This is a genomic window from Planotetraspora mira, assembly GCF_016863275.1.
Classification (GTDB): Bacteria; Actinomycetota; Actinomycetes; order Streptosporangiales; family Streptosporangiaceae; genus Planotetraspora; species Planotetraspora mira.
The window spans coordinates 64,824-85,188 of record NZ_BOOO01000042.1 but is presented as its reverse complement, the minus strand read 5'-3'; the positions used below and the strand labels follow the sequence as shown (position 1 = coordinate 85,188).

At 68.7% G+C, this 20,365-nt stretch carries 20 protein-coding genes and 2 pseudogenes; 11 read left to right on the top strand and 11 right to left on the bottom strand.

Features of this window, described 5'->3' with window-relative positions; translation table 11 throughout:
• The first annotated feature begins 85 nt into the window (after positions 1–85).
• On the top strand, positions 86–571 hold the full coding sequence (locus Pmi06nite_RS35685) for a GNAT family N-acetyltransferase (protein WP_203957616.1): 486 nt from the start codon (positions 86–88) through the stop codon (positions 569–571).
• A 170-nt stretch (positions 572–741) separates the two neighbouring features.
• On the opposite strand, the gene Pmi06nite_RS35680 is transcribed toward Pmi06nite_RS35685, so the two are convergent.
• Positions 742–2,082 (bottom strand): sensor histidine kinase, encoded by a 1,341-nt coding sequence (locus Pmi06nite_RS35680; RefSeq protein ID WP_203957615.1) that lies wholly within the window; start codon positions 2,080–2,082, stop codon positions 742–744.
• 385 nt (positions 2,083–2,467) lie between these two features.
• Here Pmi06nite_RS35680 and Pmi06nite_RS35675 point away from each other — a divergent pair, with 385 nt between their 5' ends.
• From Pmi06nite_RS35675 to Pmi06nite_RS35665, 3 genes are all read left to right on the top strand, one after another.
• Positions 2,468–2,827: an ArsR/SmtB family transcription factor gene (locus Pmi06nite_RS35675; RefSeq protein ID WP_239114429.1), complete on the top strand. Its 360-nt coding sequence runs from the start codon at positions 2,468–2,470 to the stop codon at positions 2,825–2,827.
• Positions 2,824–3,057: a hypothetical protein gene (locus Pmi06nite_RS35670; RefSeq protein ID WP_203957614.1), complete on the top strand. Its 234-nt coding sequence runs from the start codon at positions 2,824–2,826 to the stop codon at positions 3,055–3,057. Before Pmi06nite_RS35675 ends, Pmi06nite_RS35670 begins: the two co-directional genes overlap by 4 nt.
• Before the next feature lie 273 nt (positions 3,058–3,330).
• Positions 3,331–5,544, top strand: coding sequence for an MMPL family transporter (locus Pmi06nite_RS35665; protein WP_203957613.1), 2,214 nt, complete (start codon positions 3,331–3,333; stop codon positions 5,542–5,544).
• A gap of 20 nt (positions 5,545–5,564) precedes the next feature.
• On the opposite strand, the gene Pmi06nite_RS35660 is transcribed toward Pmi06nite_RS35665, so the two are convergent.
• Positions 5,565–6,581, bottom strand: coding sequence for a hypothetical protein (locus Pmi06nite_RS35660; protein ID WP_203957612.1), 1,017 nt, complete (start codon positions 6,579–6,581; stop codon positions 5,565–5,567).
• A 132-nt stretch (positions 6,582–6,713) separates the two neighbouring features.
• On the opposite strand from Pmi06nite_RS35660, the gene Pmi06nite_RS35655 reads away from it, so the two are divergent.
• Together Pmi06nite_RS35655 and Pmi06nite_RS35650 are read left to right on the top strand one after the other, a co-directional pair.
• The gene (locus Pmi06nite_RS35655; RefSeq protein WP_203957611.1) at positions 6,714–7,538 is read left to right on the top strand and encodes a helix-turn-helix transcriptional regulator; all 825 of its coding nucleotides are present in this window, start codon (positions 6,714–6,716) and stop codon (positions 7,536–7,538) included.
• A 189-nt stretch (positions 7,539–7,727) separates the two neighbouring features.
• Complete coding sequence (locus tag Pmi06nite_RS35650; protein ID WP_203957610.1) at positions 7,728–8,471, top strand: SDR family oxidoreductase; 744 nt, start codon at positions 7,728–7,730, stop codon at positions 8,469–8,471.
• 15 nt (positions 8,472–8,486) lie between these two features.
• Here the strand turns inward: Pmi06nite_RS35650 and Pmi06nite_RS35645 are convergent, their stop codons facing one another.
• The 3 genes from Pmi06nite_RS35645 to Pmi06nite_RS35635 all read right to left on the bottom strand — a co-directional run bounded on the left by Pmi06nite_RS35645 (position 8,487) and on the right by Pmi06nite_RS35635 (position 10,855).
• Positions 8,487–9,434 (bottom strand): hypothetical protein, encoded by a 948-nt coding sequence (locus Pmi06nite_RS35645; RefSeq protein WP_203957609.1) that lies wholly within the window; start codon positions 9,432–9,434, stop codon positions 8,487–8,489.
• 188 nt (positions 9,435–9,622) lie between these two features.
• Positions 9,623–10,216, bottom strand: coding sequence for a GNAT family N-acetyltransferase (locus Pmi06nite_RS35640; protein WP_203957608.1), 594 nt, complete (start codon positions 10,214–10,216; stop codon positions 9,623–9,625).
• An 87-nt stretch (positions 10,217–10,303) separates the two neighbouring features.
• Positions 10,304–10,855, bottom strand: coding sequence for a TetR/AcrR family transcriptional regulator (locus tag Pmi06nite_RS35635; protein ID WP_203957607.1), 552 nt, complete (start codon positions 10,853–10,855; stop codon positions 10,304–10,306).
• A 101-nt stretch (positions 10,856–10,956) separates the two neighbouring features.
• Between Pmi06nite_RS35635 and Pmi06nite_RS43095 the strand changes: the two are divergent.
• Both Pmi06nite_RS43095 and Pmi06nite_RS35625 read left to right on the top strand, forming a co-directional pair.
• A pseudogene (locus Pmi06nite_RS43095) lies at positions 10,957–11,130 on the top strand (FAD-dependent oxidoreductase); the annotation flags it as partial.
• Between the two features lie 91 nt (positions 11,131–11,221).
• A pseudogene (locus Pmi06nite_RS35625) lies at positions 11,222–12,103 on the top strand (FAD-dependent monooxygenase); the annotation flags it as partial.
• A gap of 21 nt (positions 12,104–12,124) precedes the next feature.
• On the opposite strand, the gene Pmi06nite_RS35620 reads toward Pmi06nite_RS35625, so the two are convergent.
• The 3 genes from Pmi06nite_RS35620 to Pmi06nite_RS35610 form a co-directional block, all read right to left on the bottom strand.
• On the bottom strand, positions 12,125–13,183 hold the full coding sequence (locus Pmi06nite_RS35620; protein ID WP_203957605.1) for an LLM class flavin-dependent oxidoreductase: 1,059 nt from the start codon (positions 13,181–13,183) through the stop codon (positions 12,125–12,127).
• A gap of 101 nt (positions 13,184–13,284) precedes the next feature.
• Complete coding sequence (locus Pmi06nite_RS35615) at positions 13,285–13,671, bottom strand: VOC family protein (protein ID WP_203957604.1); 387 nt, start codon at positions 13,669–13,671, stop codon at positions 13,285–13,287.
• A gap of 5 nt (positions 13,672–13,676) precedes the next feature.
• Positions 13,677–14,039, bottom strand: coding sequence for a DUF1801 domain-containing protein (locus Pmi06nite_RS35610; protein ID WP_203957603.1), 363 nt, complete (start codon positions 14,037–14,039; stop codon positions 13,677–13,679).
• Between the two features lie 159 nt (positions 14,040–14,198).
• Between Pmi06nite_RS35610 and Pmi06nite_RS35605 the strand changes: the two genes are divergently transcribed.
• Positions 14,199–15,131, top strand: coding sequence for a LysR family transcriptional regulator (locus Pmi06nite_RS35605; protein ID WP_203957602.1), 933 nt, complete (start codon positions 14,199–14,201; stop codon positions 15,129–15,131).
• Here Pmi06nite_RS35605 and Pmi06nite_RS35600 read toward each other — a convergent pair.
• Positions 15,104–16,999 (bottom strand): sulfatase-like hydrolase/transferase, encoded by a 1,896-nt coding sequence (locus tag Pmi06nite_RS35600; RefSeq protein WP_203957601.1) that lies wholly within the window; start codon positions 16,997–16,999, stop codon positions 15,104–15,106. The genes Pmi06nite_RS35605 and Pmi06nite_RS35600 overlap by 28 nt on opposite strands.
• A gap of 122 nt (positions 17,000–17,121) precedes the next feature.
• On the opposite strand from Pmi06nite_RS35600, the gene Pmi06nite_RS35595 reads away from it, so the two are divergent.
• On the top strand, positions 17,122–17,892 hold the full coding sequence (locus Pmi06nite_RS35595; protein WP_203957600.1) for an aminoglycoside phosphotransferase family protein: 771 nt from the start codon (positions 17,122–17,124) through the stop codon (positions 17,890–17,892).
• A gap of 139 nt (positions 17,893–18,031) precedes the next feature.
• Positions 18,032–18,790 (top strand): dienelactone hydrolase family protein, encoded by a 759-nt coding sequence (locus Pmi06nite_RS35590; protein ID WP_203957599.1) that lies wholly within the window; start codon positions 18,032–18,034, stop codon positions 18,788–18,790.
• A 31-nt stretch (positions 18,791–18,821) separates the two neighbouring features.
• Here the strand turns inward: Pmi06nite_RS35590 and Pmi06nite_RS35585 are convergent, their stop codons facing one another.
• Together Pmi06nite_RS35585 and Pmi06nite_RS35580 are read right to left on the bottom strand one after the other, a co-directional pair.
• Entirely contained in the window at positions 18,822–19,871 is a 1,050-nt protein-coding gene (locus Pmi06nite_RS35585) for a cation diffusion facilitator family transporter (RefSeq protein WP_203957598.1), read from the bottom strand.
• A complete protein-coding gene (locus tag Pmi06nite_RS35580; RefSeq protein ID WP_275409637.1) occupies positions 19,864–20,268 on the bottom strand; it encodes an ArsR/SmtB family transcription factor in 405 nt (134 codons plus the stop codon). The genes Pmi06nite_RS35585 and Pmi06nite_RS35580 overlap by 8 nt, the downstream gene beginning before the upstream one ends.
• Positions 20,269–20,365 lie beyond the last annotated feature (97 nt).

Here is a 20,365-nt window from a genome sequence, read left to right as displayed (position 1 = left end):
AAATAATCCTGTCAAGGATGCTTTATTTGTCGGTGCTGACAAACCGGCGCGACCTACGCCCCCGTCGGTCAATAGGCTGTCGAGCATGCTGAGGCTGGAGCGACTCCGGGATGACCACGTACCTGCTCTCCTGGCTTTCGAGCGGGAGAACCGGCAGTACTTCGCGCGGTCCGTGCCGGATCGCGGCAACGCGTACTTCTTAGAGTTCGCCTCACGCCACCGCGCCCTGCTCGCCGAGCAGGACGCCGGTCTGTGCCACTTCCATGTCATCGTGGACGACCAGGGGAACCTGATCGGCCGGATCAATATCGTTGACGTCGAGGAAGGGTCGGCTGAGCTCGGCTACCGGATCAGCGAACACGCAGGAGGCCGGGGCGTGGCGACGGCCGCGGTCGGGGAAGTGTGCCTCCTGGCCGCCTCGGCATACCGGCTCACCGCGCTCACCGCGGTCACCACCCTCGACAACCCGGCCTCCCGGACCGTGCTCGAACGTAATGGGTTCACTCTTGTCGGGGACATCACCCTCGAGGGGCGTGCCGGCGTGCGATACCAGCGCCGGCTCAGCGTTTGAGGCAGGTTCAGAACTACGGGGCGAGCCCGATCCGTCGCAGCGCCAGCGAGGGCGACGGCCGCGGTGAGCTGAACGCCGTAGGAGTCGGCGGCCAACTGTCGGGTCAGATGCCGATCGACTTCCCGGTCGGAGCGAGGTGGGCGAGGGTGATTTGCAGCCCACGCCCGCGCTCAGTCCGCGTGTCTCGCCTTCGGGATCGCCCCCGCGGGGCCACGTGGGTCAGCGGCCGAAGAGGAGGCGCACCTGGGGAGTCGCATGACGAAACGAGCCCCTCGTTCACTGTCCTGGATGGTCAGGGTGCCCCCGTGTGCTTCGGCGATCTCCCGTGCGATCGCCAGCCCCAGCCCGGTCCCCCCTGCGTCCCTGTCGCGGGAGGCGTCCAGCCGGGTGAAGCGGTCGAAGACCATCTCCCTGTGTTCGGGGGCGATCCCCGCGCCGTCGTCGGCGACCTCCAATATCGCCGTGGAATCCTCGGCCCCGACGCTGACGGTGACCCGTGAGCCGGCGTGACGCTCGGCGTTGTCGAGCAGGTTGACCAACACCCGGGTGATCCGCAGCCGGTCGCAGTAGACGGAGACGTCCTGCCGTAGATTCTTGACGATCTCGGTCCGGTAGGTCCGGCGGCCCAGTTCCTCGCCGACCAACCGGCCCAGATTGGTCGGCTTGCGGCTGAGGGGGGCCCGCGCGTCCAGTCGAGCGAGGGTCAGCAGGTCGGTCACGATCGCTTGAAGCCGTTCCACCCCGACGAGCACCGCCGCGGTCATCTTGGGCCAGTCGGTGTGGTTCGGGTACATGAGCGCCTCCTCCAGTTGCGCCCGCATGGCGGTGATGGGGCTGCGCAGGTCGTGGGAGGCGTCCGAGGTGAATTGGCGTAGCTGCTGGTAGGCGCCTTCAAGGCGGTCCAGGGTGTCGTTCACCGTTTCGGCCAGGAACTTGATCTCTTCGTACTTCCTGGGCACAGGGACCCGGCGGTCGAGGTCGGTGGCGGTGATCTCCGCCAGTTCCGCCCGGATGGCGTTCACCGGGGCCATGGCCTTGGTGAGATCACGGAACACCCAGGCGCTGATCATCGCCGTCACCAGCACCGACATGCCGATCGCCAACAGCAGCGCCGTGGTGGTCCCGTACCAGAGGACCACGGGAACCGCTATGTAGAGGACCCAGAACCCGTCCGGCTGATAGACCTTGTAGGCGACGACGGTCACGCATCCGTCCGACAGTCCCTGCGGAGGGCACAACACCTGTGTGGCGCGCACGTTGCCTTTGCTCGAGTGGAAGGTGGCCATCCGCGGCTTGCCCACGAGTTGCGGGGTCGCCGCGACGACCCGCCCCTGTGAGTCCACGACCTGAATCGCCTCGACACTGCCCTGCGTCAGCACGGACGGGAGAGGGCCTTCTCGGATGAGGGGAACGACGCGGTCCCAGGCCGAGGTGACCCGAGTCTGGGCGCCGTCGGCCTCCTTGTTACCTGCGAACAGGAGGAAGAGCAGGCTGACTCCGATGCACAGCAAAGCCGCGAAGGCACCGGTCCCCGCCGTCCTTCGCGCCCGGAACGATGGTCGGTACCAGGCCGGCATCATCACCCCCCCGAACGTGAATTGCTCACCTCCCGCTAGATAAAGAAACCGCACAATTCGGATATAACGTCCCACAGCCAGGCAAAACTTTGCGTCAGGCCGGTGGGCAACCGGTGGCGGGAAGGCGATCAGCGCACCCGCACCGACGATCTCCGCGACGTCGCATTCCCGCCCCAGCAGGTGAATCGAATGCCCGCGATGTGATCGTTAACACGAAACGTGGCGCGCCCGACTCCAGTGGCGTCATCCCCAGACCACCGCCTGCCCGCCGTTCTGGGCGTTGACGCCGACGGATCCACCTGTCAGTCTGAACTTACAGGTGGAATATCGAGACGACAGGAACAGGATTCTGACCAGTGAGGAGCTGCTGGCCGTGCTCGCCGCCATCGGCCATCCGCAGCGGCTACGGATCATCGCCGGGCTGTCCGAAGGCCGGGTCCACGTCAGCGAACTGGCCCGGCGGCTCGGCATATCCCGCCCCCTTCTCTACCTCCATCTGGAGCGCCTGGAGAAGGCCGGGCTGGTCACCGGAGACCTGGAACTGGCGTCGGACGGCAAGGCGATGAAGTATTTCGAGCTGGTGCCGTTCGATCTCCACCTGACAGAGGACGTGGTCCTCGCCGCACTCCGAGCAGATGAAGAAGAAGGGCTCAAAGACGTGCAGGAGACTCCGAGATGAAGAACATCATCGTTCCCGTCGCGGCACTCTTCGGCGTGTTCGCCGTAGTCGTAGTAGGCCTCATCTACTACTTCCGGTTTCTCCAGCATCGTGCGGATGCGGCCGTGATGGCGAGATACCAGGAGCTAGCCGAACAGTCAGGTCAGAACCAGGAGCGACTACACGCTCAGCTCGCCGAGCTGACGTCGCGGCTCGCCGCCGTCGAACAACTCCTGCGAAGCGTCGGATGAGCCATCTGCGGCCCGTGAGCTGAATTCACTCGATGAAGGCCCAGGGTGGCGAGCGGCAACTCGCCACCCCGGGAAACAGAAGTCGCGCGACCACGCCGTTACGGCGTGCCTTGAACCGCACGAACATCCAAGGAAAGGAGAGCAGCTCATGCTGCTCGCACGCAAATCCCCTCGTGCATCCGCTCTGGCGATCTCCCGGCATCCCAGCCGCTCGGCCCAGGTTCCCGCTGCGTCCGTGCTGTCGCGATCGGGCCGATGTGGGGGTGCGGCCTGATGACGGCATACCGGAAAAGGCTGCCACTCACCGTACGGGTGGCCGGTTGGAGTGCGACTCATCCATGGCGGGCGATCGCCGCGTGGTTCGTGTTCGTGGTGCTATGCCTGGGCACGGGCTCGCTGGCCGGAACCCACAGCGCCACAAGCGCGGACTACCGGGTGGGGGAAGCAGGCCGCGCAGAGGCGATCGCGGCGGAGGGCCACCTGGCGCGCCGGCCGACGGAGCGTGTCCTCATCGGGTCCCCGTCCGGTCCTGTGGACGACCTGGCGGCGGACCGCGCCGTTCGCGATCTGACGAGCCGGATGCGCGCCCTTCCCGAGGTGGATCGGGTGGAAGCCCCGGTCCGCTCCGAGGACGGCGCGCTCGTGATGGTCACGATCGTCATGAAGGGCGAGGAACTGGCCGCCAAGCGGCACATCGGCCCGTTGATCGAGCAGACCGCGGCGGTGCAGGCGGCCAACCCGGGCCTGCTCATCACGGAGACCGGCCGGCCTTCGATGAGCCAAGGCCTGGACAAGCAGCGCGCGGATGACCTCTTCCTCTCCGAAGTGATCACGCTGCCGGTGACGCTGGCGGTTCTGCTGCTCGTCTTCGGGTCGGTGCTGGCAGCCGGTGTGCCGTTGTTGCTGGCACTATCCTCGATCGCCGCATCCATGGGGTTGGCGGCGATCGCCTCACACGCGCTGCCAGACGCGGGTGTGGGCAACAGCGTGATCCTTCTGATCGGCATGGCGGTCGGCGTCGACTATTCGCTCTTCTATCTCAAACGGGAGAGGGAGGAGCGTGCGCGTGCCGGAGGCCGCGTCAGCCCGTCGGCCGTGGTCGAGCTTGCCGCGGCCACCTCGGGACGGGCGATCGTGGTGTCAGGTCTGGCGGTGATCGTCTCGACGGCCTGTCTCTATCTGGCCACCGACGTCATCTTCTCCTCCTTGGCCACCGGCACGATAATCGCCGTCCTGGTGGCCATGATCAGCTCGCTGACCGTCCTGCCGGCCATCCTGGCCAAGGTCGGCAACCGGATCGACCGCCGCCGGGCCCGCCGGGCCGTACATCCGCGTTCCGGGCGCAAGGACGCCGGACGGGTGTGGGCGGCGATGTCGCGGCCGGCGACGCGGCACCCCCTCGCCACACTGCTTGCGGCCACGGCGGTGATGTCGGCGCTCGCGCTGCCCGCCCTGGCCTTGAGGCTGAACGTGCCGGGCACCGACACGTTCTCACGGAAGATCCCGGCAGTGCGGACCTGGGACCGGCTGACCGCGGCCTTCCCGGATCTGAACGTGACACATCTGGTCGCGGTCCGCGCCGACCCGGCACACTCCGGCGAGGTCGTCACCGCGTTGAAGGATCTCGCGCGACGTGTGGCGGCCGATCCACGATTCGCCGGAGATCCGGTCGCCGATCCGAAGACCTCCCCGGACAGGCGCGTCAGCACCCTCGAACTGGCGGTGCCGTTCCCTGCGGGATCTGATCAGGCGCAACAGTCGCTCCAGCGGCTGCGGTCCGAATACATCCCGGCCACGGTCGGCAGGCTGACCGGAGCCGAGGCCGCCGTGAGCGGGGACGTCGCCAGAGACGCCGACTATCTCACGCACCAGAACGAGAAGCTCCCCTGGGTGATCGGGTTCCTGCTGCTGGTGACCTTCCTCGTGACGGTCGCGGCGTTCCGTTCGGTGGTGATCGGCCTTCTCGGAGTGATTTTGAATCTGCTGTCAGCCGGGGCCGCCTTCGGGCTGCTGGTCCTGGTCTTCCAGTACTCGTGGGCCGAGGGCCTGCTCGACTTCACCTCCACCGGATTCATCGGGTCCCGGGTGCCGTTGTTCCTGTTCGTCATCCTGTTCGGGTTGTCGATGGACTACCAGGTGTTCGTGATCAGCCGGATCAGGGAGTCCGCTCTGCGGGGCCTGCCGACCCGTGAGGCGGTGATCGAGGGCATCAGCGGCTCCGCCGGTGTGATCACCAGTGCCGCGGTCGTCATGGTGTCGGTGTTCGCCGCCTTCGTCTTCCTCTCGCTCGTCGAGATGAAGCAGATGGGCTTCGGCCTCGCCGTCGCGGTGTCGCTGGACGCCTTCGTCGTACGGACGATGATCCTGCCGTCGATCATGACGCTGCTCGGCGAGGCGAGCTGGTGGCCGTCACGGACCATGCGGCGCCGCCGAGCCGTACCCGGCCTGGACGTCCAGCCGGTCGGTGTCGGCGGTTCAGCGGATTGACGCTTCGTCCGGACGCCTGGTCACTGATGCGTTCCCTGCTCTGCGACCAGGCGTTCGACGACCTTTTCGAGCGGGGCCCGGAGTCGGGTGACCACCTCGTGCCGGCGGGGGGTGCCCAGGGCCGCCCTCGCGGTCAGATATGCCTCGGCCAGTTCCGGCTCATCGACCGCGTTCAGCCGGTCAGCCTGGCGCTCCAGCGCATTCGACGCACCCCGGAACGGGTCGCTGGGCAACAAGGTGGGCTCGATGAGGCCCGCGTAGCCCTCGGCGGCGTCCTGGAGTGCGAGCAACGCCTCCGCCGCGGCGGAGTCGGCAGGGCCGAGTTGTGCCGCGAACAGGGATGCGGTCAGGCAGAACCGTTCCAGGGTCTGGGAACTCAACCAGATCAGATGGCGGTCGAATCGTGTGGTCCACAACCACCCGTCCTGCCCCGCATCGGGCCGGGAGAGCTCGATGGATCGGCGCCGGGCCGCCAGGGCGTCGTCGGTCGCGTCGGCTGCGGTCACGACGTCGGCGTATCGAGACAAGGCTCGCGCGAATTTGAGCAGAGTGTCGCGATCATCGGTGTCACAGTGCCGCCGGTAATCCGCGATGGCGGACTCCGCCAGTTCCCTGGCCCTGGTGAGGTCGCCGGCCATTTGGTGCAGTTCACTCAAGGTCAGGCGTACCTCCGCCGGTCGCACGGGAAACGGTGCGCCCGGCGCCGCCACCAGTTTCTCGAACAGGCTCAAGGCCCGGGTCGCATCCGCGATCCCTCCCTTGATCAGGCGTCTCGCGGAGGCCGTGTTCCACACGTCCGGCGTCCGCACCCACGACGACTGGGTCTCGGCGCGGTTGCGCAGATGATCCGCAAGGACCTCGACGACGTCGCGGTCGCCCCTGTCGCTCTTGTGAAGCTTGCTCGCTGCCCTGATCGCCCGGTCGGCCGCTTTCATCGCGATCTCGTAGTACCCGCTGAGATAGAGCCGCGCGGCCTGTTCACCATGGTGGTTGCTCTGCCGGGCGAGCTTGATCCAACGCTTCTCGGAAAGACGCATGGGGGCATTCCTCCGTCGTCCTGGCCGATCATGCCCGATGGCACGGGCCGCCGCAATGAAGATCGAGACCTTCCCGCCTTCGTCGGGCGTGACCCCGAAAACCATGGAAGTACGCTGGTCAGCGTGCCGGCCGTGACCACGAACAAGCTCGGGGAGTTCCTCCGGGCCCATCGCGGACGCCTTGAGCCCGCGGATGTCGGCCTGCCGGGGGGCGGCGACCGCAGAGTCACCGGGCTTCGTCGCGAGGAGGTGGCCGTGCTCGCCGGAGTGAGCATCGACTACTACGCCCGGCTGGAACAGGGACGGGAGCGCAACCCGTCCGCACAGGTCCTGGACGCGATCGGCCGGGCGCTCAGGCTCGACGCCGACGCCCGCGGCCACGTCTTCCGGCTCGCCGGGCTGAACCCTAGCCCGGCACCGGGCACCTCACGAGACCTGGTCCACCCGGCCCTGCTCCAACTGCTGGACTCCTTTCCCTCCGCGGCCGCGTACGTGCTGAGCCCGGCGTTCGACGTGCTCGCCGCCAACTCCGTCGCCGCCGCCCTGCTGTCCCCCTTCTCCGGCATGACCAACATGGTCAGGGTGCTGTTCCAGCATCCGCAGGCGCGAACCGTGTTCGTCGAATGGCCGACCCTCGCGGAGAACGTCGTCCACGCCCTGCGCCTCAACGCGGGCCGGTATCCGGATGATCCGGAGATCCATGCGCTCGTCGAGGAGTTCCTGCGGAGTTCGCCCGAGTTCCGAGCCTTGTGGCTCGACCAGACCGTCAGCGGACTCACCCGCATGTTCAAGGTCTTCGTCCACCCCGAGGTGGGCCGGGTCGAATTGACGTACCAAACCTTCGACGTCCGCGACGCCCCCGGTCAGCAGTTGCTCGTCGGCACGCCGGAGCCCGGAAGCCGCGGCGCCCTCGCCCACCTGAGTTCCCTGCAGGCGAGCGACGTGAGCCGGACCTGATCCTCAAGGCTCAGACCTCGTGGGCGCCGGCCTGCTCCCATCGTGCTTGGCCGCCCGCGAGCACGGAAGGCCGCGACTACCTGGGAGTGCCGCACCCAGGAAGACACGGCCTTCTCCCGGCGCGACAACGGCCGCACGCTGGGTCCCGCGGCGCCTCTGCCGCGACTTCGGCGTCTTCCAGGAGTTCTCATGAGCAGCCCGTCGGCCATCGACAGCAAGATCGTTCTCATCACCGGAGCCAGCAGCGGCATCGGTGAGGCGACCGCCCGCCGCCTGGCCGCGGACGGCCACCACGTCGTCCTCGGGGCGCGACGCGTGGACCGGCTCGCGGCGCTCGCCGGCGAGATCCGCGCAGCGGGCGGCCGGGCCGACCACCGGGAACTCGACGTGACGAGCCTCGACAGCGTGCGCGCCTTCGCGGAGGCCGCTCATGGTCGACTCGGTCGCATCGACGTGCTCGTCAACAACGCGGGCGTGATGCCGCTGTCGAGGGTCGACGCCCTGCGCGTCGACGAGTGGAACCAGATGATCGACGTGAACCTGCGCGGCACCCTGCACGGCATCGCGGCCGTTCTGCCGCACATGCGGTCACGAGGTGCCGGCCACATCGTGAACGTCGCCTCGACCTCGGCCCACCGGATCGACCCCACGGCGGCCGTCTACTGCGCCACCAAGTACGCCGTCCTGGCGCTGTCCGAGGGATTGCGCCAGGAGAGCCGGGACATCCGCGTGACGGTCGTGAGCCCGGGCTTCACCCACTCGGAACTCACCGACCGCGGCGGCGACCCGGAGGCACAGGCCGCCGCGCGGGCCGCGTCGCTGGAACTCGCCATCCCGGCCTCCGCCGTCGCGGACGCCATCGGCTACGCGATCGCCCAGCCCGGCGATGTCGACGTCAACGAACTCATCGTCCGCCCCACCGCGCAAGGCTGATCGTGATCCCGGCGGCTACCAGGCCACCGCGAGTTCGCCCGCCAGGAACTTGCGCGCGTTCTTGATCTGCGCCTGATTGATGATCTTTATCCGGTCCAGCCGAGCCTGATTCTTCAGGATGATCCTGTGCTGGCTATCGCGGTATGCCGCCTGCCGTACGCCGTAGTAGTTCGTGTCCATCCTGCACTCCTCATCGGCGCCGGCCGTCGCGATCTCCGCGCGGGTTCCCCGAGGCTTGGGAAACTGATCAGTCGCCGCGTTGTCGCCCCATCTCGGATCTCCGGCGGCGGCCACGGGGTCCGGGTAGTCGAAGCCCGCGTCCAGCATGCAGTCGCTCCACACCCGCTCGGCATCCCGGATACGCCGATCGGTGTACGCGTCCTGAGCCGCGTCGTCGGCCAGCATGAAGAGGGCCTGCTCCTCACCAAGCTGCGCCGCCTTGCCTCCGAGGAGTTCCAGCGAGCCCTGATCAAGAAGCGCTTCCGTCCTGCCGGTGCAGCCGCCTGGGGGCAGGGCCTTACCGTGGAATGTCCGCCTTCTTCCACGCAGGACGACCATCTGCTCATCGGACACGGAGTATCCGGTGTACCCGGCGCTCTCCATGAGTTGCTCGGGCGGACCCGCATAGCCGTACTTCTCCACCTGGAGGTCCGCCTGCCAGTCGAGATAGTCGGCGTTCTTGTGCCTCGGCCGGGCGGGGATGGGGTGAGTCTTCAGCTCCACGCCGAACTTCCGGGTGCAGTCGGCGAGCATCAGGAATCTGGCCTTGTCGACGACCTCGCGGTCGGCCGCGGGCAGATCGTAGGCATCCAGCGGGAGCGCCAGGTCGGCGGTGGTGCGCGGAGTCGGAATCGCACCCGCGGTCCCACCACCGCCGGTGGTGGTGGTGCAACTCGTCGCACCGACGAGCACGAGAATGCCGGCAAGCAGACGGCGGGCAACCACGGCGGTCGCAACGGTCACGGCACGTCTCCATCCAGCATTAACGGCATTTCCGGAGATACTGCCAGCCAGGCGCCGACCTGGCGGCCACTTTTGATCATGAAGTAGCTCTTAGGACTCCAAGCGTCCGCCTTGGTCGGAACAGTCGGCCTCAGACCAGGTCGCCGTCGGGTGCCGGCACGTCACCGCCGGGTGCCCGGCCGGATCGACTACCGAAGCCGGGTTCGGAGGGCGTCCCGGGCGGCGGGCCACTCGCTGTCGATCATCGAGTAGACGACGGTGTTCCGCTGCGAGCCGTCCGGCATGGTCTTGTGATTGCGGAGGACACCTTCGCGTCGGGCGCCGAGTCGCTCGATGGCCCGCTGCGACCGCAGATTGTCGTGGTGGGTCATCCAGCCCACCCGCAGCACGCTCAGGGCGTCGAAGGCGCGCTCGAGCAGCATCAGCTTGGCCTCGGTGTTGATGCCCGTCCGGTGCCAGCGACTGCCGATCCACGTGGAGCCGATGTGAAGCGCCCGATCTTTGGGGGTGAGGTCGTGGTAGGTGGTGACTCCGGCCGGTTCCCCGGTTCGAACGTCGATCTGCGCCCACGGCGTCAGCGTTCGGGCCTCGTGCATCGTGAGCAGTCGCGTCACGTACGCGCGCATCGCCGTGAGGTCGGTCGGCTGACGGTTGTTGAGCCAGGTCCACACCTCGGGGTCCTTGCCGGCCTCCAGCAGTCCCTCGGCATGCTCGAGGGTCAACGGCTCCAGTCGTACGTGACGGCCGGACAGGACAGGCCGGTCGAAGTATGCGCTGCTCATGTCCGAGAGGGTAGGCCGGGACGAGACCGGGCGGAAACGGGTTTCCCGGCAGGTGAGCGACCCATGGCGGCATGATCGGATGACGGCCTACGGCGTGCCGAGGAGGTAGCGCTGCAGGGTGGGGCCCAGCCAGGCAGTGATCTCTTCGCGCGTCATCTCGACGACAGGCGGCAGTCGCAGGACGTAGCGGCACAGGGCCATGCCGAGAATCTGGGTGGCGACGAGGCCGGCCCGTCGTGCGGCGGTCGCCGGGTCGCCCGACAGTGTGGCCGCCAGCGGACCGAGTTGCCCCGCGAAGATCGCGCGCATCCGCCCTGCGACCTCCTCGTTGGTGACGCCGGTGCGCAAGAGCACCATGAGCGCCTCGTCCGCCTCCCAGCGCTCCGCGAAGTGGGCCGCCAGCGTCGCTCCGATCCGGTCACGCGGGACATCGGCCAGGTCGGGAAGCTGAAGGTCGAAGTCCGCCGCGGCCGCGAACAGTTTCTCCTTGTTGCCGAAGTAGCGCATCACCATGGCCGGATCGATCGCGGCGTCCGCGGCGACGGCGCGGATGGTCGTGCGGTCGTAGCCGTCGGCGGCGAAGCGCTCGCGGGCCGCGGCCAGGATCGACGCCTTGGTGTCCTCGGACGATCTCCTCATGTCAACGAGTGTAGGCCAACAGCTGTTGACATAGCCAGGCAGGCGGCGCATAGTTATGCCAACACCCGTTGACCAACAAGCGTTGACCTACGGAGGTCGCAATGCTTCCCACCACCACCGATGTGCTGGTCGTCGGCGCCGGCCCCACCGGGCTCACCGTGGCCGTCGGCCTTGCGCGGCAGGGCCGCCACGTCACCGTGGTCGACGGTCAGGCCAAGGGCGCCGTCACCACCCGGGCCGCCGTCGTCCACGCCCGCACCCTGGAGTTGCTGGAGCCGTACGGCGTGGCCGCGAGGCTCGTCGCACGGGGCATCCACGCGCCCCGCTTCACCATCCGGGACCGGGACAGGGTGCTCGTGCCGGTTTCCCTTCGACGACCTGCCGACCGCCTATCCGTACACGCTGATGATCTCCCAGGAGGTCACCGAGGCCGCGCTGCTGGAGCGACTGACCGAGCTCGGCGGCCAGGTGCACCGCCCGTACACCGTGATCGGGCTCGAACAGGAGGGCGCGGGAGTGAGCGTGACGTTCGCGAGCGGTGAGACCGTCCGCGCGTCCTATGTCGTCGGTGCCGACGGAATGCACAGCACGGTGCGCGAGCAGGCCGGCATCGGCTTCACCGGCGGCGCGTACGCCGAATCCTTCAGCCTCGCCGACGTACGCCTTTCGGGTGGAGTGCCGGACGACGAGGTGATCCTTTACTTCTCGCCCGCCGGGTTGGTCGTCGTCGCGCCGCTTCCCGGCGGGGTCCACAGAATCGTGGCGACCGTGGCCGAGGCGCCGAAAGAGCCCGGCATCGAGTTCGTCCAGCGCCTCCTCGACACCCGCGGCCCGGAGGCGAGGCGGGCGGTCGTCCACGAGGTGCTGTGGGGATCACGGTTCCGCGTCGAGCACCGGGTCGCGGACGCCTATCGAGCGGGGCGGATCCTGCTCGCCGGAGACGCCGCCCACGTGCACAGCCCCGCAGGCGGGCAGGGCATGAACGCCGGCATCTCGGACGGGGTCGCACTCGCCCAGTCCCTCGACGCCGTCCTCGGCGGCGACTCCCCCGACCTGCTCGACGCCTACGGCGCCGTCCGCAGACCCGTGGCCCAGCAGGTCATATCCCTCGCCGACCGGCTCACCCGGCTCGCCACCGCCGACCGGCGCGTCCGGCCGTTCAGGAACGCCGTCCTCCGCCTGCTCGCCACGATCCCGGTCTTCCGGCGCCGACTCGCGTGGCGGCTGTCCGGTCTCGTGTACCGGTGAACCCCGGGAGACGCCGCCGGATCACCCGGCCGACGCCGGCTCAGGCGTCTCGGCCACAAGCCGCCTCACCTGCGGCACGACCTCCTCGCCGTACAAGCGGATCGTGTTCATGAGCTTCTCGTGCGCGAGCGTTCCAGAGCTGTACTTGAACTCGAAACGGTCGACGCCGAGCGTGCGCACGGTCTTGGCGATCTTCGCGGCCACCGTCTCCGGCGAACCGACGTACAGCGCGCCCTCGTCGGCCTCCGCCTCGAAGCGGTCGCGGGTCGTGGGACCCCAGCCGCGCTCGCGGCCGATGCGGTCGTGCATGGCCCGGTAGTGCGGCCAGAGTTCCTCGCGCGCCTGCTTGTCGGTCTCGGCGATGTAGCCCGGCGAGTGCACGCCGACCGGCAACCGCGGAACCTCCAGTTGGGCGAGGGCGCGGTGGTAGAGGTCGACGTACGGCGCGAAACGCTCCGGCTGGCCACCGATGATCGCGAGCATGAGCGGCATCGCATAGCTCGCCGCCCGCACGACGGACTGAGGGCTTCCGCCGACGCCGACCCAGGTGCGCAACCGGCCGGACTCCGTCTTCGGGTACACGTGCTGGTCCTTCAGCCCGGGGCGGAGCTTGCCCTCCCACGTGACCGGCCCCTCCGGGAGCAGGTGGAAGAGCAGGTCGAGCTTCTCCTCGAACAGTTCCTCGTACTGCGCGAGGTCGTAGCCGAACAGCGGGAACGACTCCGTGAACGAGCCGCGGCCGAGGATGATCTCCGCCCGCCCCTGGGACACCGCGTCCAGCGTGGCGAACTTCTCGAACACGCGCACCGGGTCGTCCGAGCTGAGCACGGTCACCGCGGTGCCGAGACGGATGCGTTCGGTCCGGCCGGCGATCGTCGCCAGCACGATCTCCGGTGCCGAAATGGCGAAGTCGTCGCGGTGGTGCTCCCCGATGCCGATCGCGTCGATCCCCACGCTGTCGGCGAGCACGGCCTCCTCCACGACGTTACGGATCACCTGCGCGTACGGCAGGCGGTTGCCGTCCGCGTCGAGAGTGACGTCCCCGAACGTGTCGATACCGAACTCCAGTGGTGCGGACATCCTTCGCCTCTTTCTCTCCGGCACAAGCTGTAGACCAAACCACCGTGCCGCGGCGAGAATTCCGGCCCGCGAGTCCCCGTCCCACCTGCACGAAGGGCGGTTCAGCCCTGGGCGTCCTGCGGGTACCAGCGCAGTTCGACGGTGTTGCCGTCGGGGTCCTGCACATAGACCGAGGTCGCCCTGCCGCGCGCGCCGAACCGGCCGACAGGCCCTTCGAGGACGGTGAAGACACCCGAATCGATGACCTCCTGCCAATCCAGCGGTTCCACGACCAGGCAGATGTGGTCGACGTTCGACTCTGCGCGGGGGCGGCGCACGAAGTCGATGATGGTCTCCGGAGCGACCCTCGCGGAGGGGAACCCGACATCGCCGGCCCGCCACTCGGCGACGCGTACCGGCTCCAGGCCGAGGAGCCCGCAGTAGAACTCCAGAGCACGCTCGACGTCCTGAACGTTGAGCACCAGGTGGTCGAATGCCTTCACACGCATCGTCGTCACTCCGATTCCAGGTCGCAGGCCTGACGCAGCCAGTCGGTGAACAGGGCGGGGTCGATGTCGTCGACGGCGTGGAGCTTGACCGCGGCCATCTGGCGTGCGCCCGCGGCGAGGCGCCCGGACGGATCGGCGACCTCCTGCCCACGCCACAAGCCGAAGGCGACGTACGACCCGTACGCCTTGAGCAGGCAGACCGGGTTCTTCCCCGGTTTGTCACCGAGGCTCCAGGTCGGGTGACCGTGCCACATGGCGCCGTTGGCTCCGGGCAGGGCCGCGTCGATGACGGGACGCAGTCTCTCGCCGATCTCCCGTGTCCTGTCGTCGAGGCCGGCCAGATAGCCGGTGATGTCCGTCGTACTCATTGGGGGTTCCCTGTCTCAGTCGTCAACAATGTCGGACCGGCTGGTGGAGCAGGGTGTGAACCACGCCGGTGCCACCACCTACGATGCTCCGGACGACGGCGGCGACCAAGCCACGATGAGGCTACGATCGTTGACTCAGATTCAACGGTGGAGAGTCACATGCTGGAGCGGCACGAGATCGAGACGTTCTTGGCGCTCGCCGAGGAGCTGCATTTCGGCCGTACGGCCGAGCGCCTGGGGGTGACGACCGGACGGATCAGCCACGTCGTCAAGAAGCTCGAACGTCGCATCGGCGCTCCGCTGTTCGAGCGCACCAGCCGCGTCGTCCGTCTCACTCCGATCGGACGGCGACTGGCAGACGACCTGGCGCCGTTGGCGGCCCAGATGGACGAGGCGATCCGCAGGGCCGTCGAAGCCGGACGCGGTGTGACCGGACGGCTGCGGGTGGCGTTCCTCGGCGAGTGGACCGCGCCGGTGCTGCTCAAGGCCGTCGGACTGTTCGCCGAACGCCACCCCGACTGCGAGGTCGACGTCCACGAGGTCCAACTGTTCAACTCGCGATCGAGCCTGCTCGACGGCTCGATCGACATCCTCATCGCCTCCTACCCCTTCGACGGCATGGCGCGCGGGCCGGCCCTGCTGTCGGAGAGACGTTCACTGGCCGTGCCCGCCGAACACCCGCTGGCCCACGAGGAGTCGGTGTCCCTCGAAGTGCTCGCCGATCACCCGGTGGTGCAGTACCCGCAGGTCACCTCGGTGGAGTTCAAGCGCGACCGCACACCCGACCACACCCCGTCGGGCAGACCCGTCCCGAAGGGGCCGATGGGCAACACGTTCTCCGAGATGTTGTCCCTCGTGGCGATGGGCAGGGGCGTCCTCCCCGTGGGCGAGCACAGCCGGCGGTACTACCCCCGCCCGGACGTCGCGTACGTGCCGATCCACGACGCGCCGCCGATCGAACGGGGACTGGTCTGGCTGGAGACCAACACGACCGCCCGGGTGCGCGAGTTCGTGCGCGCCGCGACGGACGCCAACCGCCCGGCCGCGGCGCCGTCCCCGCGACCTCATCGAGCCGGCGGGGCCGGCGGCTGAGTGCTCTGGGCCTGCGACCCGAAGGCCGTCAGGAACCGGTCGCGGAAGTCGCTCATCTGCCAGACCGGAGCCTTCGGGCCGGGCTTCAGGCCGTCCTGCCAGCCCCATCCGGAGATCCGGTCCAATACCGCCGGGTCGTGGGCGACGATGGTGATCGGCACGTCATGGTCGGCGCCCACACCACTGATGAGCGGCGCGGCCTGGTGGTCGCCGAGGAAGACGAGCACGAGATTGTCGTCTCCGTACGTCTCCACGTAGGAGATGAGGCTGTTGAGCGAGTACTCGATGGAACGCCGATAGTCGGCGCGTACCTGGGTGAAGTCGCTCCACACGCCGCCCTGTCGCTGGTCGGCGGTGGTCATGCCGTTGAAGGCGGAGCCGTCACCGACGGCGTTCCAGCCGATGAGCTGGGGGATGGGCGTCCAGGGCGCGTGGCTGGAGACGAGAACCGTCTCCGCCATCACCGGGGCATGGCCCGGCTCGGCGCGCTCGGCGCGTTGGAAGCTGGACAGGGTGTACTGGTCGGGCATCGTGCCCCAGTTGAAGCCGGGGCCGTGATACCCGAGGTCCTGTGCGGTGTAGATCTTGTCGTAGCCGAAGAACGCCCCCTCCGGCCAGGGCTGGGTGGTGCCCGGCATGACGGCGACCGTCCGCCAGCCCGCGCGCCGGAAGGCGCTGCTGAGGGTCAGGCGGTCACTCGAGAGCAGACTGTCGGAGCGTTGCTGGTTGTCGATCCAGAGGCCGGACAGCAGCGTGTCGTGGGCCAGCCAACTGCCGCCGCCGTACGTCGGCGAGGTGAGGAAGGCGCTGCGGGAGTCGAACCCGGCCGCGCGCAGCCGGCGAGTCCCGGCGTCGAGCACGGCGCCGACCTGCGACGCGAACGCGGGATCCTCGACGGCGGCACGGCCGTAGCTCTCGACGAAGGAGACGATGACGTCTTTGCCCCGCAGGCCGGTCAGCAGTTGGTCGGCCGGGGTGTCGCGGAAGGCGTCGACGGAGGCCTCCGCGGCGAACGCCTCCTTGTCGTGCAGGCTCGCACTCACCTGGAGTAACTGGTCGTCGGCGAAACCGGCGACCAGCACGCCCGGGACGATCTGCACGCCGAGCAGTGCGCAGACGATCCAGCCGACCGCGAGCACCGCGACGCCGCGGGTCGCCGCGGTCTTGTGCCGGACCACCTGGCGGGTCAGGCGCAGGACCGACAACGCCATGAGGACGAGCACGGCCACGGCGAGAGCACCGACCCCGATCACGGAGCCGATCGCGCCGGCCTCGCCGATCGACGCCGAGAGGAAGTCCACGCCCGCCCCGAAGAAGCTCAGGTCGAACACCGGGTTGAACGGCCGGTCGAGGACCGCGGAGAAGCCCAGGTCAATGATCTTCCAGATGGTCAGCAGGCCGAGGGCCACCCCAGCGAGCACCGCCGCCACCCGCTTCGCCCTTCCGGGCAGGACGAGAATGAGGGCGACGCCGAGGAGCCCCTCCACCGGGATGCGCACGAACGCCCCAGGCGTGAGATGGCCGATCTCGTTCGGAGCCACGAGGGCGAACAGAACGAACAGACCGGCCAGGATGGTGATCACTCGCGCCGCGGCGGAGCGCAGGCCCCGGCGGGCACCGGCGCCGTCACCCGCCGCGCCGTCACCCGCCGCTCCGTCCTCCGCGGTCAGGTCCTCCCCCGTGGTCGTCGGTCCCTGATGCGGCGGCTGATGAAAGCGCGTGATGAGCGACAAGCCGAAGGTCCTTCCCTGCGAAACCCGATGGTGCCGCCGCCGGTCGATGTCGTCGTCCGGCGCGGCGGCGCCACCTGTTTGTACGGCTCGCAGCCGCCGCCGGTTCACGGGCGGGCTCCGGACCAGGCACGTCATCAGGCCCGCTCCCTACGAGCCCGGGAGCCGGGAGCCGGGAGCCGGGAGCCGTCAGCCGGGAGCCGGGAGCCGGAAAAACGGGCCTTCGGCCGGCCGGGCGCCGCGAGTAGTCTCGTGACGTCATGACGGACGAAGAGGTCCTCCAGAACTCACCGCATCGCCGGGTCGTGCGCGTCGGCGACACCGTCCGCAGGCCCACACAACCGTGGACGCCGGCCGTCCACGCCCTGCTCCGGCATCTGGAGGAGGTCGGATTCCCCTACTCGCCCCGCGTGCGGGGAATCGACGAACAGGACCGCGAGGTCCTCACCTACCTGGACGGCCGATCCGGCGCGCAAGGCTGGATCGAAGCGGCCGACGACGCGGGCCTGGTGTCCTCCGCCCGCCTGCTTCGCGACTATCACGACGCGGTCGCCGGCTTCCGTCCGCCCGATCGGCTCAGCTGGTTCACCGGCCAGACCGGGCTGGGCGACGACGAAGTGATCTGCCACGGGGACTTCGGCCCCTGGAACATCGTCTGGCGGGACGGGCGTCCGGTCGGGCTCCTCGACTGGGACTACGCCCGGCCGGCGGACCGCCTGTACGACGTCGCCTACGCGCTGGAATACCTCGCGCCATTCCGCGACGACGACGAATCCCTACGCTGGATGGCCCATCCCCGGCCGCCCGACCGGCGCCGACGTCTGGAACTGTTCGCCGGCGCCTACGGCCTGACCTCCGTCACGGGTCTGGTCGACGCCGTCCTCGACGTCCAGCAGGACGGGATCGACCAGGTGCGCCGCCTGGCGGACGCGGGATGTCAGCCGCAGGCCGGTTGGGTCGCCGACGGCTTTCTCGCCGAACTGGAGCACAAGCTCGCCTGGAGCCGCGCCAACCGGCACCTGTTCGAGTAGCCGCCGTCCTGGCGGCTACTCGACTGACGAACCCGCATCGGCTCCCGGCGGTCCACGATCTGATCACGTTTCCGTCCCGCCAGGAGACAGGACTGCCGCCGCGACGGACATTGATCTCATGCTTACACGGAGAGTGATCTTGGGTGTAGTGCTGGCTCTGGGCGTGGCCGGCTGCGGCGGGGGCACGACGAGCGGGCAGGAAACGCGTCCCGCTCCCGCGGCGGCGGCGCCTTCCGACGCGCCTGCGCTCGTCGGCTGCAACGGGGGCCCCTCGGTGGCGTTCACTCCCATGACGGTGACGAGCCCGGGCACGGGCGCCGGTCTGGCCGTGGGAGTGGCCGGTGAAGGACCCGTCGGCGTCGTGATCGCGAACACCCTCACGGGATATCACTGCGACTGGCTGATGTGGGCCGACCACCTGGTCAAGGGTGGTTTCCGCGTGGCCGTGTTCGAGTACGGCGACAATCCCCAGACGGTCGGCATCCCGGCCATGCTGGACCGCGGCTCCGACGAGATGGCGGCCATCGGCGCCGGGCTCAGGAAACTCGGCGCACAGAAGGTCGTCTATGCCGGCGGCTCGCTCGGCGGTTCGGTCGCGCTCGCGACCGCCGCCGACCCCGCCGCCCAGGCGGCGGGCGTCATCTCCTTGTCCGGCGGCCTGGACGGCATGGAGGAATTGGCCGGGGGACTGTCCGTGCCCGCGCTCTACGCCGCCGCCGAAGAGGACTTCGGAGGCGGCGTCGCGGATCTCGCCAGAAGCCTCCACAAGGCGACGCCCAAGGGCAGGAGCACCTTGTTGGTCTACCCCGGCGCCCAGCACGCCGGTGAGATGTTCAACGACGAGCGCTACGCCGACCAACTGCAGTCGAAGCTCGAAGCCTTCCTCCGGGGCATCTAGCCCGGCAGGCGGCCCCGCGCCCTCCGCAGGTTCAGTGGAGCGGAGCCGTTCCGGCAGGGTCCGGCGCTTCAGCCCGGTGGACGGGACCGTGAGGATCCGCGCAGTGACGCTCGGCCCGGTCGGCGGCGGGCCGTTCGGCTCTGCTGTGGTCGACCTGCAGGGTCGTGTGGTCGATGCCGTATTCGTCGTGCACGAGGCGTTCGGCCGCCTGCCGTACGGTGTGGCAGTCGGCCTGCGGCTCGACCAGGATGTGGGCGGACATCGCGGCGTAGCCGGAGGTGACCTCCCAGATGTGCAGGTCATGCACCTCGGTGACCTGGTCGAGAGTGGCGGTTCTCTGACCGATCTCCGCGGGGTTCATCCCGACCGGCGCGGCTTCCATGAACACCCGGCCGGCATCGCGGACCAGGCCCCAACCCGCTTTGAGCATCAGTCCGGCGACGACGAGGGCGGCGATGGCGTCCGCCCGCCCCCAGCCGGTGAGCACGACGACCACTCCGGCCGCGGTGGTGGCGATGAAGGCGTACAGGTCGTTCAGGATGTGCTGGAAGGCGCCCTCGACGTTGAGACTCGAGCGGTCTGCCCTGCTGAGTAGCCAGGTCGCGGCAAGGTTGACGGCGATCCCCGCGCCTCCCGTGATGACCACGTACAGTCCCTCGACCTCGGGCGGGACGACCAGTCGCCGGACGCCCTCGTAGATGAAGTAGACGCTCAGCAGAAGCAGCGTGATGCCGTTGATCTGCGCGGAGACGATCTCAGCGCGCTTGAGTCCGTAGGTGAAGCCGCCTTGTGGCGGCCGGGCGGCGATTCTCATCGCGATCAGGGCGAAGACGATCGCGATGGCATCGGTGAGCATGTGGCCCGCGTCCGAGATGAGCGCGAGTGACCGGGCGATGAACCCGATGACCACTTCCGCCGCCATGAAGGCGACGATCAACGCGAGGGCGCCGGACAGGTAGCGGCGGTCGGCCTCGGCGCTGACCCCGTGCCCGTGCCCGTGCCCATGCCCGTGCCCGTGGCCGCGCCCGTGACGATCCCGGTCTCTGTCACTGCGTCGGGTGACGGTCTGCCGGTCAGTCATCGCCGCGGTCTCCTTCGTCATGCCCGATGTGGGTGATGGCCAGGTCGAACAACATCCGCACGTGTGAGTCGGCCAGCCGGTAGTAGGCCATCCGCCCCGCTCGGCGGACCTTCACCACTCGGTCGGCGCGGAGCAGTCGCAACGCGTGCGAGGCGGCCGACATGCTCTGCCCCGTCGCCGCCGCCAGGTCGCACACGCACATCTCGCCGCCCTCGAGCAGCGCCGATATGAGGCGGAGCCGTCCGGGGTCGGCGAGCAACCCGAAGACGTGCGCGAGGTTGCGCACGGAGTCGTCGGACGGCAGCGCCCTCTGGACCGCGGCCACCCGATCGGCGTCCACGACGGACAACGAGCAGGCGTCCGCGGCGATCGGCACGACATTTGAACGACTATTCACATGTACAAGCATAGGGAGGGGTCCCCATCTGTCAAGACATTGAGTGACCGGCAAGTCGCACATGGTTATCGCTGCAAACTCGCCGCAACGTAAAGAA

Excerpts from the sequence above, each read along its gene's own strand:
- Pmi06nite_RS35685 (WP_203957616.1), top strand. The coding sequence starts at position 86 with ATGCTGAGGCTGGAGCGACTCCGGGATGACCACGTACCTGCTCTCCTG.
- Pmi06nite_RS35670 (WP_203957614.1), top strand. The coding sequence starts at position 2,824 with ATGAAGAACATCATCGTTCCCGTCGCGGCACTCTTCGGCGTGTTCGCC.
- Pmi06nite_RS35665 (WP_203957613.1), top strand. The coding sequence starts at position 3,331 with ATGACGGCATACCGGAAAAGGCTGCCACTCACCGTACGGGTGGCCGGT.
- Pmi06nite_RS35660 (WP_203957612.1), bottom strand. The coding sequence starts at position 6,581 with ATGCGTCTTTCCGAGAAGCGTTGGATCAAGCTCGCCCGGCAGAGCAAC.
- Pmi06nite_RS35650 (WP_203957610.1), top strand. The coding sequence starts at position 7,728 with ATGAGCAGCCCGTCGGCCATCGACAGCAAGATCGTTCTCATCACCGGA.
- Pmi06nite_RS35640 (WP_203957608.1), bottom strand. The coding sequence starts at position 10,216 with ATGAGCAGCGCATACTTCGACCGGCCTGTCCTGTCCGGCCGTCACGTA.
- Pmi06nite_RS35635 (WP_203957607.1), bottom strand. The coding sequence starts at position 10,855 with ATGAGGAGATCGTCCGAGGACACCAAGGCGTCGATCCTGGCCGCGGCC.
- Pmi06nite_RS35620 (WP_203957605.1), bottom strand. The coding sequence starts at position 13,183 with ATGTCCGCACCACTGGAGTTCGGTATCGACACGTTCGGGGACGTCACT.
- Pmi06nite_RS35615 (WP_203957604.1), bottom strand. The coding sequence starts at position 13,671 with ATGCGTGTGAAGGCATTCGACCACCTGGTGCTCAACGTTCAGGACGTC.
- Pmi06nite_RS35610 (WP_203957603.1), bottom strand. The coding sequence starts at position 14,039 with ATGAGTACGACGGACATCACCGGCTATCTGGCCGGCCTCGACGACAGG.
- Pmi06nite_RS35605 (WP_203957602.1), top strand. The coding sequence starts at position 14,199 with ATGCTGGAGCGGCACGAGATCGAGACGTTCTTGGCGCTCGCCGAGGAG.
- Pmi06nite_RS35600 (WP_203957601.1), bottom strand. The coding sequence starts at position 16,999 with ATGACGTGCCTGGTCCGGAGCCCGCCCGTGAACCGGCGGCGGCTGCGA.
- Pmi06nite_RS35595 (WP_203957600.1), top strand. The coding sequence starts at position 17,122 with ATGACGGACGAAGAGGTCCTCCAGAACTCACCGCATCGCCGGGTCGTG.
- Pmi06nite_RS35585 (WP_203957598.1), bottom strand. The coding sequence starts at position 19,871 with ATGACTGACCGGCAGACCGTCACCCGACGCAGTGACAGAGACCGGGAT.